The organism is Streptococcus mitis (assembly GCF_946188695.1).
Classification (GTDB): Bacteria; Bacillota; Bacilli; order Lactobacillales; family Streptococcaceae; genus Streptococcus; species Streptococcus mitis_DF.
In genome coordinates this window covers 85,292-99,874 of sequence record NZ_CAMHWI010000005.1, presented here as the reverse complement: position 1 = coordinate 99,874, position 14,583 = coordinate 85,292, and the positions used below count along the sequence as shown (strand labels likewise).

At 39.7% G+C, this 14,583-nt stretch carries 14 protein-coding genes, 1 tRNA gene, 1 other RNA gene and 3 pseudogenes; 16 read left to right on the top strand and 3 right to left on the bottom strand.

Features of this window, described 5'->3' with window-relative positions; genetic code table 11:
* Positions 1 to 81 precede the first annotated feature (81 nt).
* Positions 82 to 155 (top strand) — tRNA-Asn (locus N8L33_RS03830).
* A gap of 86 nt (positions 156 to 241) precedes the next feature.
* Here N8L33_RS03830 and N8L33_RS03825 read toward each other — a convergent pair.
* A pseudogene (locus N8L33_RS03825) lies at positions 242 to 397 on the bottom strand (transposase); the annotation flags it as partial.
* A gap of 651 nt (positions 398 to 1,048) precedes the next feature.
* Here N8L33_RS03825 and comW point away from each other — a divergent pair.
* The 15 genes and pseudogenes from comW (at position 1,049) to N8L33_RS03740 (ending at position 13,003) form a co-directional block, all read left to right on the top strand.
* Positions 1,049 to 1,285, top strand: a complete 237-nt coding sequence (gene comW, locus N8L33_RS03815) for a sigma(X)-activator ComW (protein ID WP_000940045.1) — start codon at positions 1,049 to 1,051, stop codon at positions 1,283 to 1,285.
* A gap of 230 nt (positions 1,286 to 1,515) precedes the next feature.
* Entirely contained in the window at positions 1,516 to 2,802 is a 1,287-nt protein-coding gene (locus N8L33_RS03810; protein WP_004237599.1) for an adenylosuccinate synthase, read from the top strand.
* Between the two features lie 199 nt (positions 2,803 to 3,001).
* Positions 3,002 to 3,469 (top strand): tRNA adenosine(34) deaminase TadA, encoded by a 468-nt coding sequence (tadA, locus tag N8L33_RS03805; protein WP_261049372.1) that lies wholly within the window; start codon positions 3,002 to 3,004, stop codon positions 3,467 to 3,469.
* 32 nt (positions 3,470 to 3,501) lie between these two features.
* Positions 3,502 to 3,600, top strand: an RNA gene (gene ffs, locus N8L33_RS03800) — signal recognition particle sRNA small type.
* 55 nt (positions 3,601 to 3,655) lie between these two features.
* On the top strand, positions 3,656 to 4,099 hold the full coding sequence (locus N8L33_RS03795; RefSeq protein ID WP_060805345.1) for a dUTP diphosphatase: 444 nt from the start codon (positions 3,656 to 3,658) through the stop codon (positions 4,097 to 4,099).
* Positions 4,059 to 4,616: a histidine phosphatase family protein gene (locus tag N8L33_RS03790; protein ID WP_180948763.1), complete on the top strand. Its 558-nt coding sequence runs from the start codon at positions 4,059 to 4,061 to the stop codon at positions 4,614 to 4,616. The genes N8L33_RS03795 and N8L33_RS03790 overlap by 41 nt, the downstream gene beginning before the upstream one ends.
* Before the next feature lie 13 nt (positions 4,617 to 4,629).
* Complete coding sequence (gene radA / locus N8L33_RS03785; RefSeq protein ID WP_077804517.1) at positions 4,630 to 5,991, top strand: DNA repair protein RadA; 1,362 nt, start codon at positions 4,630 to 4,632, stop codon at positions 5,989 to 5,991.
* Positions 5,992 to 6,063: 72 nt separating this feature from the next.
* Positions 6,064 to 6,561: a beta-class carbonic anhydrase gene (locus tag N8L33_RS03780; RefSeq protein ID WP_004237611.1), complete on the top strand. Its 498-nt coding sequence runs from the start codon at positions 6,064 to 6,066 to the stop codon at positions 6,559 to 6,561.
* A 24-nt stretch (positions 6,562 to 6,585) separates the two neighbouring features.
* Positions 6,586 to 7,401, top strand: a complete 816-nt coding sequence (locus tag N8L33_RS03775; protein ID WP_261058504.1) for a PrsW family intramembrane metalloprotease — start codon at positions 6,586 to 6,588, stop codon at positions 7,399 to 7,401.
* 144 nt (positions 7,402 to 7,545) lie between these two features.
* Entirely contained in the window at positions 7,546 to 8,514 is a 969-nt protein-coding gene (locus tag N8L33_RS03770; RefSeq protein ID WP_000010158.1) for a ribose-phosphate diphosphokinase, read from the top strand.
* Between the two features lie 118 nt (positions 8,515 to 8,632).
* The gene (locus tag N8L33_RS03765) at positions 8,633 to 9,547 is read left to right on the top strand and encodes an Rpn family recombination-promoting nuclease/putative transposase (RefSeq protein WP_261058500.1); all 915 of its coding nucleotides are present in this window, start codon (positions 8,633 to 8,635) and stop codon (positions 9,545 to 9,547) included.
* A pseudogene (locus N8L33_RS10160) lies at positions 9,548 to 9,949 on the top strand (hypothetical protein); the annotation flags it as partial.
* Between the two features lie 381 nt (positions 9,950 to 10,330).
* Positions 10,331 to 11,182: an Ig-like domain-containing protein gene (locus N8L33_RS10190; protein WP_049534001.1), complete on the top strand. Its 852-nt coding sequence runs from the start codon at positions 10,331 to 10,333 to the stop codon at positions 11,180 to 11,182.
* A gap of 225 nt (positions 11,183 to 11,407) precedes the next feature.
* The gene (locus N8L33_RS03745; RefSeq protein WP_261058496.1) at positions 11,408 to 12,793 is read left to right on the top strand and encodes a PspC family transcriptional regulator; all 1,386 of its coding nucleotides are present in this window, start codon (positions 11,408 to 11,410) and stop codon (positions 12,791 to 12,793) included.
* Positions 12,794 to 12,886: 93 nt separating this feature from the next.
* Positions 12,887 to 13,003, top strand: coding sequence for an LPXTG cell wall anchor domain-containing protein (locus N8L33_RS03740; RefSeq protein WP_261034378.1), 117 nt, complete (start codon positions 12,887 to 12,889; stop codon positions 13,001 to 13,003).
* 150 nt (positions 13,004 to 13,153) lie between these two features.
* On the opposite strand, the pseudogene N8L33_RS03735 reads toward N8L33_RS03740, so the two are convergent.
* Positions 13,154 to 13,567, bottom strand: a pseudogene (locus tag N8L33_RS03735) (RpnC/YadD family protein); the annotation flags it as partial.
* Positions 13,568 to 14,494: an Rpn family recombination-promoting nuclease/putative transposase gene (locus N8L33_RS03730; protein ID WP_261058494.1), complete on the bottom strand. Its 927-nt coding sequence runs from the start codon at positions 14,492 to 14,494 to the stop codon at positions 13,568 to 13,570. It abuts the pseudogene before it with no gap.
* Positions 14,495 to 14,583: the final 89 nt, after the last annotated feature.

Sequence of the window (14,583 nt, the reverse complement as noted above, 5' to 3'; positions counted from 1 at the left end):
CGAACACAGAAGTTAAGCCCTAGAACGCCGGAAGTAGTTGGGGGTTGCCCCCTGTGAGATATGGAAGTCGCTTAGCTTTATTCCGCCATAGCTCAGTTGGTAGTAGCGCATGACTGTTAATCATGATGTCGTAGGTTCGAGTCCTACTGGCGGAGTAGTTAGTTAAAGGAGGTTTCAGCCTCTTTTTATTATGTAATTAATAATCTAGGCTTTTTTCAACTGTAGTGGGTTGAAGAAAAGGCTAAGATCGAGAAAGGACACATTTCGTCCTTTCTTTTTTGATATTCAGAGCGATAAAAATCCTTTTTTTGAAGTTTTCAAAGTTCCGAAATCCAAAGGCATTTCGCTTGATAAGTTTAATGAGATTATTAGTTGCTTCTAATTTGGCGTCGTAATATGAAGTCTCTTCAAAGCAGGTAGGAGTTGCATTTTGAACCACTTTATAAATAGGAGCTATAAACTCTCCCTCTACTTTTCCTGAAACAATTGAAGTCCGCTCAAAACGCCGTCTGATAATATTTTCATAGACTTTCTCCTCTCTAGGAGCCCGTGCATCATAAGGACGATAGAGGTAGGGGCGATTCCCGTTTCGTCAATATAGTAGATTGGAACTAGAATAGTATGTTACAACTGCTAAAAATATTTCTAGAAATTAATTTGACTTTCCTAATCGATTTATTCATCTCTTATTTCAATTTACTAGATATGCATAGCTTTATTATAACATGCGCATTTTAAACTAAGCGACTATACAAAATTAAGCATACCATCAGCTATTATAGATAATGCAAAATTACATAGATTTGAATATCTGATAATATGCGTTTTTCTTATTTTAAGATTTTTTCCTCAGTCTCTTTTAGTATTTAACGCAGTCAATAAGGTTTTTATCAAAGTCTAATTTAGGTAGTAAATTTATTTCTATTCTGTCAACTTTTCCTATTTTTTCTCTTGTTGAGGTTGGTATTTTAACAATTCAGGAGTTATTAATGATTAATTAAAATTTTTTGTTAGAATAAGATCATAAAAAGTAAAGGAGTGTATGCTTATGCTACAAAATATTTATGATCAGATGACTGATTTCTATGACAGTATCGAAGAAGAGTATGCTACTTTCTTTGGTAATAGTTGGGACTGGGAACATTTTCATTTTAAATTTTTGATTTATTATTTAGTTAGATATGGTATTGGGTGTCGTAGGGATTTTATTGTTTACCATTATCGTGTTGCTTATCGTTTGTATCTTGAAAAGATGATAATGAAACAAGGTTTTATTTCTTGTTGAGATAGTCTGAGTTAATTTCCGAACAAATTTACTTTTTTATAGAAAGATAATAATAAATAGCTAGTTATTTTTCTAAATCATTTTTTAATAGTTGGAAATAGCAAATCTTTCTATTGTTTCTTCTTGATAAAAAGGCGATTTTTTCTTATAATAAATTGTAAGATATAATTGCAGGTGAGATTCCTGCCATGTATGTGAGAAAGGAAGAGCCTGAGGGCTCAGACAAGATTATGACTTCAGTTGTTGTTGTAGGTACCCAATGGGGTGATGAAGGTAAAGGGAAGATTACAGATTTCCTTTCAGCGAATGCAGAAGTGATTGCACGTTACCAGGGTGGTGATAATGCAGGTCACACGATTGTGATCGATGGTAAGAAATTTAAGTTGCACTTGATTCCATCTGGAATTTTCTTCCCTGAAAAAATCTCTGTTATTGGGAATGGTATGGTTGTAAATCCTAAATCTCTTGTAAAAGAGTTGAGCTATCTTCATGAGGAGGGTGTGACAACTGATAACTTGCGTATTTCTGATCGCGCGCATGTTATTTTGCCTTATCATATCGAGTTAGACCGTTTGCAAGAAGAAGCTAAGGGCGACAATAAGATTGGGACTACAATCAAGGGAATTGGTCCAGCTTATATGGACAAGGCTGCTCGTGTTGGAATTCGTATCGCCGATCTTTTGGATAAAGATATTTTCCGTGAGCGTTTAGAACGTAACCTTGCTGAAAAGAATCGTCTTTTTGAAAAATTGTATGACAGTAAAGCGATTGATTTCGATGATATTTTTGAAGAATATTACGAATATGGTCAACAAATCAAGAAATATGTGACAGACACATCTGTCATTTTGAATGATGCGCTTGATAACGGTAAACGTGTGCTTTTTGAAGGTGCACAAGGAGTTATGCTAGATATCGACCAAGGTACTTATCCATTTGTTACGTCATCAAACCCTGTAGCTGGTGGTGTGACAATTGGTTCTGGTGTTGGTCCAAGTAAGATTGACAAGGTTGTAGGTGTATGTAAAGCCTATACGAGTCGTGTAGGAGACGGTCCTTTCCCAACTGAGTTGTTTGATGAAGTGGGAGAACGTATCCGTGAAGTAGGTCATGAATATGGTACAACAACTGGTCGTCCACGTCGTGTGGGTTGGTTTGACTCAGTTGTGATGCGTCATAGTCGTCGCGTTTCTGGTATTACTAATCTTTCATTGAACTCTATCGATGTTTTGAGTGGTTTAGATACAGTGAAAATCTGTGTGGCCTATGATCTTGATGGTCAACGTATTGACTACTATCCAGCTAGTCTTGAGCAATTGAAACGTTGCAAGCCTATCTATGAAGAGTTGCCAGGTTGGTCAGAAGATATTACTGGAGTTCGTAATTTGGAAGATCTTCCTGAGAATGCGCGTAACTATGTTCGTCGTGTGAGTGAATTGGTTGGAGTTCGTATTTCTACTTTCTCAGTAGGTCCTGGTCGTGAACAAACAAATATTTTAGAAAGTGTTTGGTCCTAAGAGAATTTTAAGATTTGTTTAAGATAGGTCGGGTATACTATAGACAGTTACAAGAAGACCTCCTAACTTGTTGTAACAAATATCCTAAACTTTTCTTTTTCATAATAATCTCCCTATAAAGTCACCGCATTCGGTGACTTTTTTTGTCTTGGGATTCATGATATAATAATAAAATCGACAAGTAGAAAAAGGGAAATTGATGAATTATACAGTTGAAGAAAAAGAAAGCTTCATGAGAGAGGCATTGAAAGAGGCTGAGATTGCTCTCGAACACGATGAAATTCCAATTGGTTGTGTGATTGTTAAGGACGGAGAAATCATTGGTCGCGGGCATAATGCACGTGAGGAATTGCAACGAGCGGTTATGCATGCGGAGATTATGGCTATAGAGCATGCGAACCTGAGTGAGGAGAGCTGGCGCTTGCTGGATTGCACTCTTTTTGTGACCATTGAGCCTTGTGTCATGTGTAGTGGGGCGATTGGACTTGCCCGTATTCCAAACGTGGTCTATGGGGCTAAAAACCAGAAATTTGGCGCTGCTGGAAGCTTGTACGATATCTTGACAGATGAGCGTCTCAATCATCGTGTGGATGTTGAAACGGGAATTTTGGAAGATGAATGCGCAGCTATTATGCAGGACTTTTTTAGAAATAGACGGAAAAAATAATTTTGCTTTTAAAATGAATAGGAATGTGATATAATTAATAATGGAGCAACAGTTCTGCGTGAAGCGGGTCAGGGGAGGAATCCAGCAGCCCTAAGCGATTTGAATTGTGTGCTCTTTTTTTCGTGCTTTTTCCGAATAAATAAGATAGAATAATCTAGAATAAATGATAATAGAAAAGAGAAGATGATGAAAATTCGTGGTTTTGAATTGGTTTCGACTTTTACAGATGAAAATTTATTGCCGAAGCGTGAGACGGCGCATGCGGCTGGTTACGACTTAAAGGTTGCTGTGCGTACGGTTATTGCGCCAGGAGAGATTGTCTTGGTTCCGACAGGGGTTAAGGCTTATATGCAGCCGACTGAGGTTCTTTACCTTTATGATCGTTCTTCAAATCCTCGTAAGAAGGGTCTGGTCTTGATTAACTCGGTTGGTGTCATTGATGGGGATTATTATGGAAATCCTGGAAATGAAGGGCATATTTTTGCGCAGATGAAGAATATCACAGACCAAGAAGTGATTCTCAAAGTTGGGGAACGTGTGGTCCAGGCTGTCTTTGCTCCTTTCTTAATTGCAGATGGAGATGCGGCTGATGGCGTTCGAACTGGTGGATTTGGTTCAACAGGGCACTAGAATGAAGATTATCTTTGTACGTCACGGGGAGCCAGATTACCGTGAGTTAGAGGAGCGTTCTTATACGGGTTTTGGGATAGATTTGGCGCCCTTGTCTGAGAAGGGACGGCAGCAGGCTCAGGAACTGAGCAAAAATTCTTTACTCTCGTCAGCTGAAATAATCGTATCTTCTGCAGTCACAAGAGCTTTAGAAACGGCTTCTTATGTAGTTTGTACTACGGGACTTCCTTTGAGAGTAGAGCCATTATTGCATGAATGGCAGGTCTATGAAAGTGGCACAGATAATTTTGAAAAAGCTCGTACTATGTTTCTAGAAAATAAGGGGGAATTACTTCCTAATAGTCCTATTCAATATGAGACAGCTGCGGAGATGAAGTCTCGGTTTCTAGAATGTATGTCTAAGTATCGAGAACATCAGACTGTGGTAGTTGTTGCTCATCGAATGCTCATGCGTCAGTTTGTGCCAAATGAGAAGATTGATTTTTGCCAAGTGATTGAGTGTGAGTTAGAAATATAGAAAGAGGTTTATTATCGCAAAGAAAAAAGCGACATTTGTATGTCAAAATTGTGGCTATAATTCCCCTAAATATCTGGGGCGTTGTCCCAACTGTGGGTCTTGGTCTTCTTTTGTAGAAGAGGTTGAGGTTGCCGAGGTCAAGAATGCGCGTGTGTCCTTGACAGGTGAGAAAACCAAGCCCATGAAACTGGCTGAGGTGACGTCAATCAACGTCAATCGAACCAAGACGGAGATGGAGGAATTTAACCGTGTACTTGGAGGCGGAGTGGTACCAGGAAGTCTCGTACTCATAGGTGGGGATCCTGGGATTGGGAAGTCAACGCTTCTCCTACAAGTCTCAACCCAGTTGTCCCAAGTGGGGACAGTTCTCTATGTCAGTGGGGAGGAGTCTGCCCAGCAAATTAAGCTACGAGCAGAGCGCTTGGGAGATATTGATAGCGAGTTTTATCTCTATGCAGAGACCAATATGCAGAGTGTTCGCGCAGAGGTAGAAAGAATTCAGCCAGACTTTCTCATCATCGACTCCATTCAAACCATCATGTCTCCTGAGATTTCAGGGGTACAGGGATCTGTTTCTCAAGTGCGTGAGGTAACCGCTGAGCTTATGCAGTTGGCTAAGACCAACAATATTGCTATTTTTATCGTAGGCCATGTGACCAAGGAAGGAACCTTAGCTGGGCCGAGAATGTTGGAGCATATGGTGGATACAGTGCTTTACTTTGAAGGAGAGCGCCACCATACCTTTCGTATTTTGAGAGCGGTCAAAAACCGTTTTGGCTCCACTAATGAGATTGGGATTTTTGAGATGCAGTCAGGCGGATTGGTTGAGGTACTCAATCCGAGTCAAGTTTTCCTAGAAGAGCGTTTGGATGGGGCGACTGGTTCATCAATCGTTGTGACCATGGAAGGGACGCGTCCGATTTTGGCGGAGGTTCAGGCTTTGGTGACACCTACCATGTTTGGAAATGCCAAGCGTACTACGACAGGACTTGATTTTAATCGTGCTAGCTTGATTATGGCTGTTTTGGAAAAACGGGCAGGTCTTCTCTTGCAAAATCAGGATGCTTATCTTAAATCTGCTGGCGGTGTCAAATTGGATGAACCTGCGATAGACTTGGCCGTTGCGGTTGCCATTGCTTCGAGCTATAAAGACAAGCCAACTAATCCTCAGGAATGTTTTGTAGGAGAACTTGGCTTGACGGGAGAGATTCGGCGCGTGAATCGTATTGAGCAGCGCATCAATGAAGCTGCTAAACTGGGTTTTACTAAGATTTATGTACCTAAGAATTCCTTGACAGGAATCACTCCGCCTAAGGAAATTCAGGTTATTGGAGTGACAACGATTCAGGAAGTTTTGAAAAAGGTCTTTGCATAATCCGTGACAAATCTTCTTAAAAATGATAAGATAGGAGAAATATTTGACTATCAAATTTTCGAGGAGGGAATCGTGTCGTATTTTGAACAGTTTATGCAAGCCAATCAGGCTTATGTTGCCCTACATGGGCAGTTAAATCTGCCACTTAAACCCAAAACTAGAGTAGCCATTGTGACCTGTATGGACTCACGTCTGCACGTTGCTCAAGCTTTGGGATTAGCACTTGGGGATGCTCATATCTTGCGGAATGCAGGTGGTCGAGTGACAGAAGACATGATTCGTTCGCTAGTTATTTCCCAGCAACAAATGGGGACAAGAGAGATTGTGGTATTGCACCATACAGACTGTGGTGCTCAGACCTTTGAAAATGGTCCTTTTCAGGAGTATTTAAAAGAGGAACTAGGTGTCGATGTGTCAGATCAGGACTTTTTGCCCTTCCAGGATATAGAGGAGAGTGTACGCGAGGATATGCAACTCCTTATCGAGTCTCCCCTAATACCAGATGATGTCATTATTTCTGGTGCTATTTACGATGTGGATACAGGAAGTATGACAGTCGTAGAATTGTAAATACTTTATTTAGAAAGAAAGTGTATGAAGAAAAACAGTATTTTATTTATTTTTATTTTATTGCTATGTATTGGTTTGCAGTATGAAACTATCTACTATACGGACGGTTCGATGTCAGCTGCGGAATATGGACTAATGGGAGTTTCTATCTTTCTAGCTCTCTTTTACATGATTCCGGCTCTTTATTTCCTTTTCCGTTTTGGGAAAAAATGGGAATTGCCAAAGAACTCCTTGATCTTGTCTTTATTGGGGGGAATGTTCCTTTCAGGCTGGTTGTCTAGTTTTGCTAATACCTATATCCATGATTTGCTGGGGGTTCTTTTCCCAGATAGTGCATTTTTAAATGCCTTTGAAAGTGCGATTGTGGCTCCTTTGGTAGAAGAACCCTTGAAATTATTGCCACTTGTCTTTGTTTTAGCTTTGATTCCTGTGCGAAAATTAAAATCTTTGTTTTTACTAGGGATTGCTTCTGGTTTGGGATTCCAAATGATTGAGGATATTGGCTACATTCGTACGGATTTACCAGAGGGTTTTGACTTTACTATTTCGCGAATTTTAGAGCGTATCATCTCAGGAATTGCCTCTCACTGGACTTTTTCAGGTTTGGCTGTAGTAGGTGTTTACTTGCTTTACAGAGCCTATAAAGGGCAGAAGGTTGGCAAGAAACAGGGGTTTATTTTCCTAGGTTTAGCCTTGGGAACTCACTTCTTATTTAACTCTCCTTTTGTTGAATTGGAGACAGAGTTGCCTTTAGCGATTCCAGTGGTTACGGCTATTACTCTTTATGGTTTTTATCAGGCTTATCGCTTTGTTGAGAAGCACAATGAGTTGATGAACTAGAATATTTTTCAAAAGAATGATGCAAGGGTACAAATATGGTGCCCTTCTTTTATTTTTGATTGAAAAATAGTGTAAAAAGCGCTACAATGGTAGATGGAAAATCTTGTGAAAAGCACAAGTGATACATATATACCGGAGGAAATCATGTCTTTTTCTGATTTAAAGCTGTTTGCCCTTTCTTCTAATAAAGAATTGGCAGAACGTGTGGCGCAGGAGATTGGGATAGAGTTGGGGAAATCAAGTGTTCGCCAATTTTCAGATGGAGAGATTCAGGTCAACATCGAAGAATCAATCCGTGGGAAACACGTCTTTATCTTACAATCAACTAGTTCGCCTGTAAATGACAATCTGCTTGAAATTTTGATTATGGTGGATGCTTTGAAGCGTGCGAGTGCAGAATCTGTCAATGTTGTCATGCCTTACTATGGGTATGCACGTCAGGATAGAAAGGCGAGAGCGCGTGAGCCAATCACTTCAAAACTTGTCGCAAATATGCTTGAAGTAGCTGGAGTGGATCGTTTATTGACCATCGACTTGCATGCTGCGCAGATTCAAGGATTCTTTGATATTCCTGTGGATCATTTAATGGGAGCTCCTCTGATTGCGGATTATTTTGAGCGTCGTGGCATGGTTGGTTCTGACTATGTGGTTGTCAGCCCAGACCATGGAGGGGTGACTCGTGCCCGTAAGTTGGCAGAATTTTTGAAAACATCTATCGCTATTATTGATAAACGTCGTAGCGTTGATAAGATGAATACTAGTGAAGTCATGAACATCATTGGTAAGGTCGAAGGCAAGACTTGTATCTTGATTGATGATATGATTGATACTGCTGGAACGATTTGTCATGCGGCAGATGCTCTTGCAGAAGCTGGTGCCGTTGAAGTCTATGCAAGCTGTACGCACCCAGTTCTTTCTGGTCCTGCTATGGACAATATCCAAAAATCAGCTATTAAGAAATTGGTTGTTTTGGATACCATCTATCTGCCAGAAGAGCGTTTGATTGATAAGATTGAACAGATTTCGATTGCTCATCTACTGGGTGATGCTATCGTACGTATCCATGAAAAACGCCCACTTTCTCCACTTTTCAGTATTGAGAAAAAGATTTAATGACCAAGCCTGAGATAATTCTCAGGTTTTTTTCGTCTCTTTTCCGAATAAATAGATAGAGTCAGTGAATCTAGCAAACCTAGATTTAAAACTGTGGTATAATAAAAGGAGGAAAAGGATGATTTTAAGACATCCGGGCATCAGCCCAACCAATGATTTGGTTGCTAAGAAAATCTTTAGCAATCCAGAAATCACTTGTCAATTTATTCGCGATATGTTGGATTTACCAGCAAAAAATGTGACCATTTTGGAGGGAAGCAATATTCATGTCTTGCCTTCCATGCCTTACTCGGCACAGGATTTCTATACCAGTATAGACGTCTTGGCGGAGTTGGATAATGGCACTCAGGTAATTATTGAGATTCAGGTGCATCATCAGAATTTTTTCATCAATCGCCTGTGGGCTTATTTGTGCAGTCAGGTCAATCAAAATCTTGAAAAAATTCGTCAACGTGAAGGTGACACCCACCAGAGTTACAAACACATCGCACCAGTTTATGCTATTGCAATTGTGGACAGCAATTATTTCTCAGATGACCTAGCTTTTCATAGCTTTAGCATGCGAGAGGATACGACAGGTGAGGTCTTAACCATCACAAACAATGGACAAGAAAACCATCTGGTTAAGATGGCATTCTTGGAATTAAAAAAATACAGAGAAACCAGCAAAGATGAGGTTCGCAAGCCGTGGTTGGAGTTTTTCGGGAACAAACCTTTTACCCAGCAACCCGAGCGAGCCATCAGCCAGGCAGATCAACTGCTGGACTACAAGAGCTGGTCCGAGGAGGACAGGAAAATGTTTAGTCAATTACGTATGCGAGAAGAACAAGCCTTGTTAGCACAGGACTATGCCTTGGAAACAGCTAGGGCGGAAGGTATCGAACAAGGTCTTGAACAAGGTTTAGAACGTGGGAAACTTTTCGCATTTCTAGATATGGTTCGCCAACATGTTTTAACTTCCGAATTTGCGAGTGAACAATTGGGCATGACCGTTGCTGAATTTGAGTCACTATTGAAAGAGCATCACAAATAAGAACTAAAAAAATACAGAGAAACCAGCAAAGATAAGGTTCACAAACCGTGGTTGGAGTTTTTCGGGAATAAACCCTTTACCCAACAACCCGAGCGAGCCATCAGCCAGGCAGACCAACTGCTGGACTACAAGAGCTGGTCCGAGGAGGACAGGAAAATGTTTAGTCAACTACGTATGCGAGAAGAACAAGCATTATTGGCTCAGGACTATGCCTTGGAAACAGCTAGAGCAGAAGGTATCGAACAAGGTTTAGAACGTGGTATTGAACAAGGACGAGCGGAGGGTATCGAAGAGGGATTAAAAGTAGGTTTAGTAAATCTCGTTCGACAAGGTCTTCTGACTTCCGAGATAGCAAGCCAGCAATTGGGTATGACCGTTGCTGAGTTTGAGGCTTTACTGTGAGTTCGATCTTTCATCTAATCTAATAGTAGGAAGTTGATGAAAGGGCAAGTGTTATCAAAATACTTGCCGTTTTTACTTGACTTTTACAAGGGTTTGTAAGATAATACCAAGGAAGTAAGTTCTGTCTAACTATCTATATAGTTTAGATATAAAAGATATCATCTGAGGGATGAGTATTTGTGAAATGTCAACTTGGAGGCTAGAGTATTTCAGGGGGAATTTTTCGCGAGTTAGTTTTCTTCTCCTTTTTTCGAAGAAATAGGTAAAAAGTTTAAAAAACATAAGAAAACTCTTGACAAATCCTGCAAATATTTATATACTGTATGGTAGTAAGGTAGTCTTACGAAAAATAATATAATGAAAAATAAAGGAGATAAAACGATGAAAAAAGTTTTATTGACAAGCGCAGTCGCTCTTGCAGCATTTGGTGCTGTACAAGCTGTTTCAGCAGATAATGTAGTTCTTAAACCTGGTATGGTAGATCCAGCAACAGGTAAATTGGTTACTCAAGCTGCTAAAGAACAAGATAAACACCATGCTCGTGTAAATGTTGTAGATGGTAAAGGAAACCCAATCCCAGGTGTAGCTATTGATTTTGAATATCCTACTTCTAAAGGTGTCAAATATGTATCGGTTACTACAGATGCAACAGGATCAGCTATCGTTACAACAACAGCTAAAGTTAAAGCTGATGCAGCTGGAACTGAAGTAGACGCTGAACTCCCAGTAAGTTTCGCTGAAGGAACAGTAGTAAAATATCGTCTAGTAAAATCTCTTGCTACAGATGGGAAAGATGTAGAATTAAAAGGTGAATTAAAAGTTTCTAAAGATTTGTATACTAATGCAAAGATCGTTGTTGCTACTCGTACAGATGTAACATTCCAAGGACAATCTGCTACTGCTCAATCAACTGAAACACCTGCTAAAAAAGCAGAATGGATTCAATCAGGTTCTCGCTGGTGGTACAAACACGCTGATGGTTCTTACACAACTAACGGTTGGGAAAAAATCAACGGAACTTGGTACTACTTCGACCAAGCTGGTTGGATGGCAACTGGTTGGGTTAAAGACAACGGAACTTGGTACTACCTTGAAAACTCAGGTGCTATGAAAGCTAGCCAATGGTTTGAAGTTGGTGGTAAATGGTACTACGTAAACGGTTCAGGTGCCCTTGCAGTTAATACTACTGTAGATGGTTACACTGTAAACGGAAACGGTGAATGGGTTAAATAATTAATTATTTAATATCGCAGGAGATGAATCTCCTGCTTTTTTTGTTGGCTCTTTGTCAACTGTAGTATACTGAGTTTTGGAAATAAAATAATAAATTAAATACTCTGAATATTTCTATTTTTTTACTTTTAAATTTTTCTACACTTTTTATGTTTTTTATTGCACTAATTATAGAAAAGGGATATAATGAAATAAATTTAATAGGTTAACAAAGGAGGTTTTCTTATGAAGAAAACACTTACAGGTATCTTGCTAGCAACTTCAGTGCTAGCTATAGCTACAGTTCAGCCAGTAAGTGCTGAAAGTACGGAAACTGGTACATCGTCTACAGGTGCTCAATCGACTTCATCATTTAAGGAAATTCATTTTGTGACATTCCAAAATGGTAGACCAGTTGATATCAAAGCAGCGGTTACAGGGGCAGCAACATCTGATACAAGTCATCCAGCTATTGATAACTATATGTATACTACTAGCAGAGTAGAAGATGGTATTCTTTACCATATGTATGCACCTACTAGTACCTCAGGTAATACTAGCAATACCTCTCAAACAAACCCATATCGTAGAGATAATAACCAAACTAATGGAAGTAATGCCAATCAAAATAATGGTAGTGCTAATAATGGAGGAAGTAGCAACCAGACTAATGGAAATGTAGCTAATAACGGAGCTAATACCAATCAGAACAATAGTGCTACTACTAACAATAGCACAAGTAGCGGTCAGTTTAAAGCAGAGGGTGGTAAAGTCTACTATATCAAGGATGGTAAAAAAGTTACTGGATGGCAAAAGATTGATGGTAAGACTTACTACTTTGAAACTGATGGAGTAATGAAAAAAGGTCTACTAATCTTAGGGGATAAACAATACTATCTGAATGAAAAAGATGGCTTCAAACAGTTGGGATTGGTAAAAGTTGCTGACAAGACTTATTATTTCGTTGAAAATGGTGAGAAGAAAACTGGATTTATCAAAATAGATGAAAAAACTTACTATCTAAAAGATGGTGTTCTGACACCAAATATTGCTGTAATTGATGGTAAAAAATTCTTTATTGATAGTGAAGGAAACCGTTCTGTTGGATGGAAGAAAATTGACGGTGACTGGTATTATTTCTCTAAAGAAGATGGAATGAAGACAGGTTGGCTGAAAGATGGTTCATGGTATTACTTGGATGAAACTGGTGTGATGAGAACTAGTTGGAAACAAGTTGATGGTAATTGGTATTATTTAAACGATTTAGGTGCTATGCAAACTGGCTGGAAACTTATAAATGGTAGTTGGTACCATCTCGACAGTTTAGGTAAAATGAGTACTAGATGGATAAAAGAAAATGGTACATGGTATTATCTTGATGGCTCAGGTGCTATGCAGACAGGTTGGAAACTTGTAGATGGTAAGTGGTATTATCTTAATGATTCAGGTGCTATGAAAACTGGCTGGTTGAAACAAGGTGGTACATGGTATTATCTTGATGGTTCAGGCGCTATGAAGACTGGCTGGTTCAAAGTAGATGGTAAGTGGTACTATGCTTATAGCTCAGGTGCCCTTGCTGTTAGCACTACAATCAATGGTTACAAAGTAAATGCAAACGGTGAGTGGGTGTAGTTTGAATTTGTTTATGTCACTAGGAGATTTTTAGCTTAGTTTTTTATAGCAGATACTTGCTGATATAATACTTATCAAGCTTAAGCTACAAAAATAGAAGACAAGAAAGAACTTCCAAATACTAGTGGAAAAGATAATGTTGTGGTTACATCATTAGGATTCCTTGGATTATTCTTTGGTGCACTTCCATTTGTGAAACGCAAAAACTAATTAATTAAAAATATGAAAGAGAGGGACGCTTTGCCTTCTCTTTTGTCGTGTAGAATTCTGTGAGTACTTTGTTGGATAGCAAAACATAAAAAGTGAACAGGATAGTATTTTAGTCCTGTTCACTTTTATGTTATTAGTGATTGTATGGTCTTACAAGAGCTCCTCAAACTCCGCGACGCTCATGCCCAATTGCTGGCTGGCAACCTCTGAAGTCAGAAGGCCTTGACGGACTAGATTTAATAGCATAGACAAACTTCCTTCAACTTTCCCACGTTCTAAACCTTTTTCAATACCTTCCGCTCGGCCTCGTTCCAGTCCTTTTTCAATGCCTTCCGCCCTAGCTGTTTCTAAAGCATAGTCCTGCGCTAACAAAGCTTGTTCTTCACGCATACGTAGTTGACTAAACATCTTCCTGTCCTCCTCGGACCAGCTCTTGTAGTCTAGCAGTTGGTCTGCCTGGCTGATGGCTCGCTCAGGTTGTTGGGTAAAGGGTTTATTCCCGAAAAACTCCAACCAGGGCTTGCGAACCTTGTCTTTGCTGGTTTCTCTGTATTGTTTTAGTTCTTATTTGAGATGCTCTTTCAATAGTTCTTCAAACTCAGAGACAGTCATACCTAACTGCTGGATGGCAACCTCTGAAGTCAGAAGGCCTTGACGAACGAGATTTACTAGACCTACTTTTAATCCCTCTTCGATACCCTCTGCTCGTCCTCGTTCCAGTCCTTGTTCGATACCCTCCGCCCTAGCAGTTTCCAAGGCATAGTCCTGTGCTAACAATGCCTGTTCTTCTCGCATACGTAGTTGGCTAAACATTTTCCTGTCCTCCTCGGACCAGCTCTTGTAATCTAGCAGTTGGTCTGCTTGGCTGATGGCTCGCTCGGGTTCTTGAGTAAAGGGCTTATTACCAAAAAACTCCAACCACGGTTTACGAACCTCATCTTTGCTGGTTTCTCTGTATTTTTTTAATTCCAAGAATGCCATCTTAACCAGATGGTTTTCTTGTCCATTGTTTGTGATGGTTAAGACCTCACCTGTCGTATCCTCTCGCATGCTAAAGCTATGAAAAGCTAGGTCATCTGAGAAATAATTGCTGTCCACAATTGCAATAGCATAAACTGGTGCGATGTGTTTGTAACTCTGGTGGGTGTCACCTTCACGTTGACGAATTTTTTCTAGGTTTTGATTGACCTGACTGCAAAGGTAAGCCCACAGGCGATTGATGAAAAAATTCTGATGATGAACTTGGATTTCAATAATTACTTGCGTACCATTATCCAACTCTGCCAAAACATCTATACTGGTATAGAAATCCTGCGCCGAGTACGGTGTAGTGGGCAAGACATGAATATTGCTTCCCTCCAAAATGGTCACATTTTTGGCTGGTAAGTCCAACATATCGCGGATAAATTGACAAGTGATTTCTGGGTTGCTAAAGATTTTCTTAGCTACCAAGTCATTGGTTGGGCTGATGCCCGGATGACGTAATGCCATACTCTTTCTCCTTTCATTATAGCACATTTTCAAACCTAGGTTTACTAGATTCTCTGGCTCTATCTATTTATTCGGAAAAAGGATGAAAA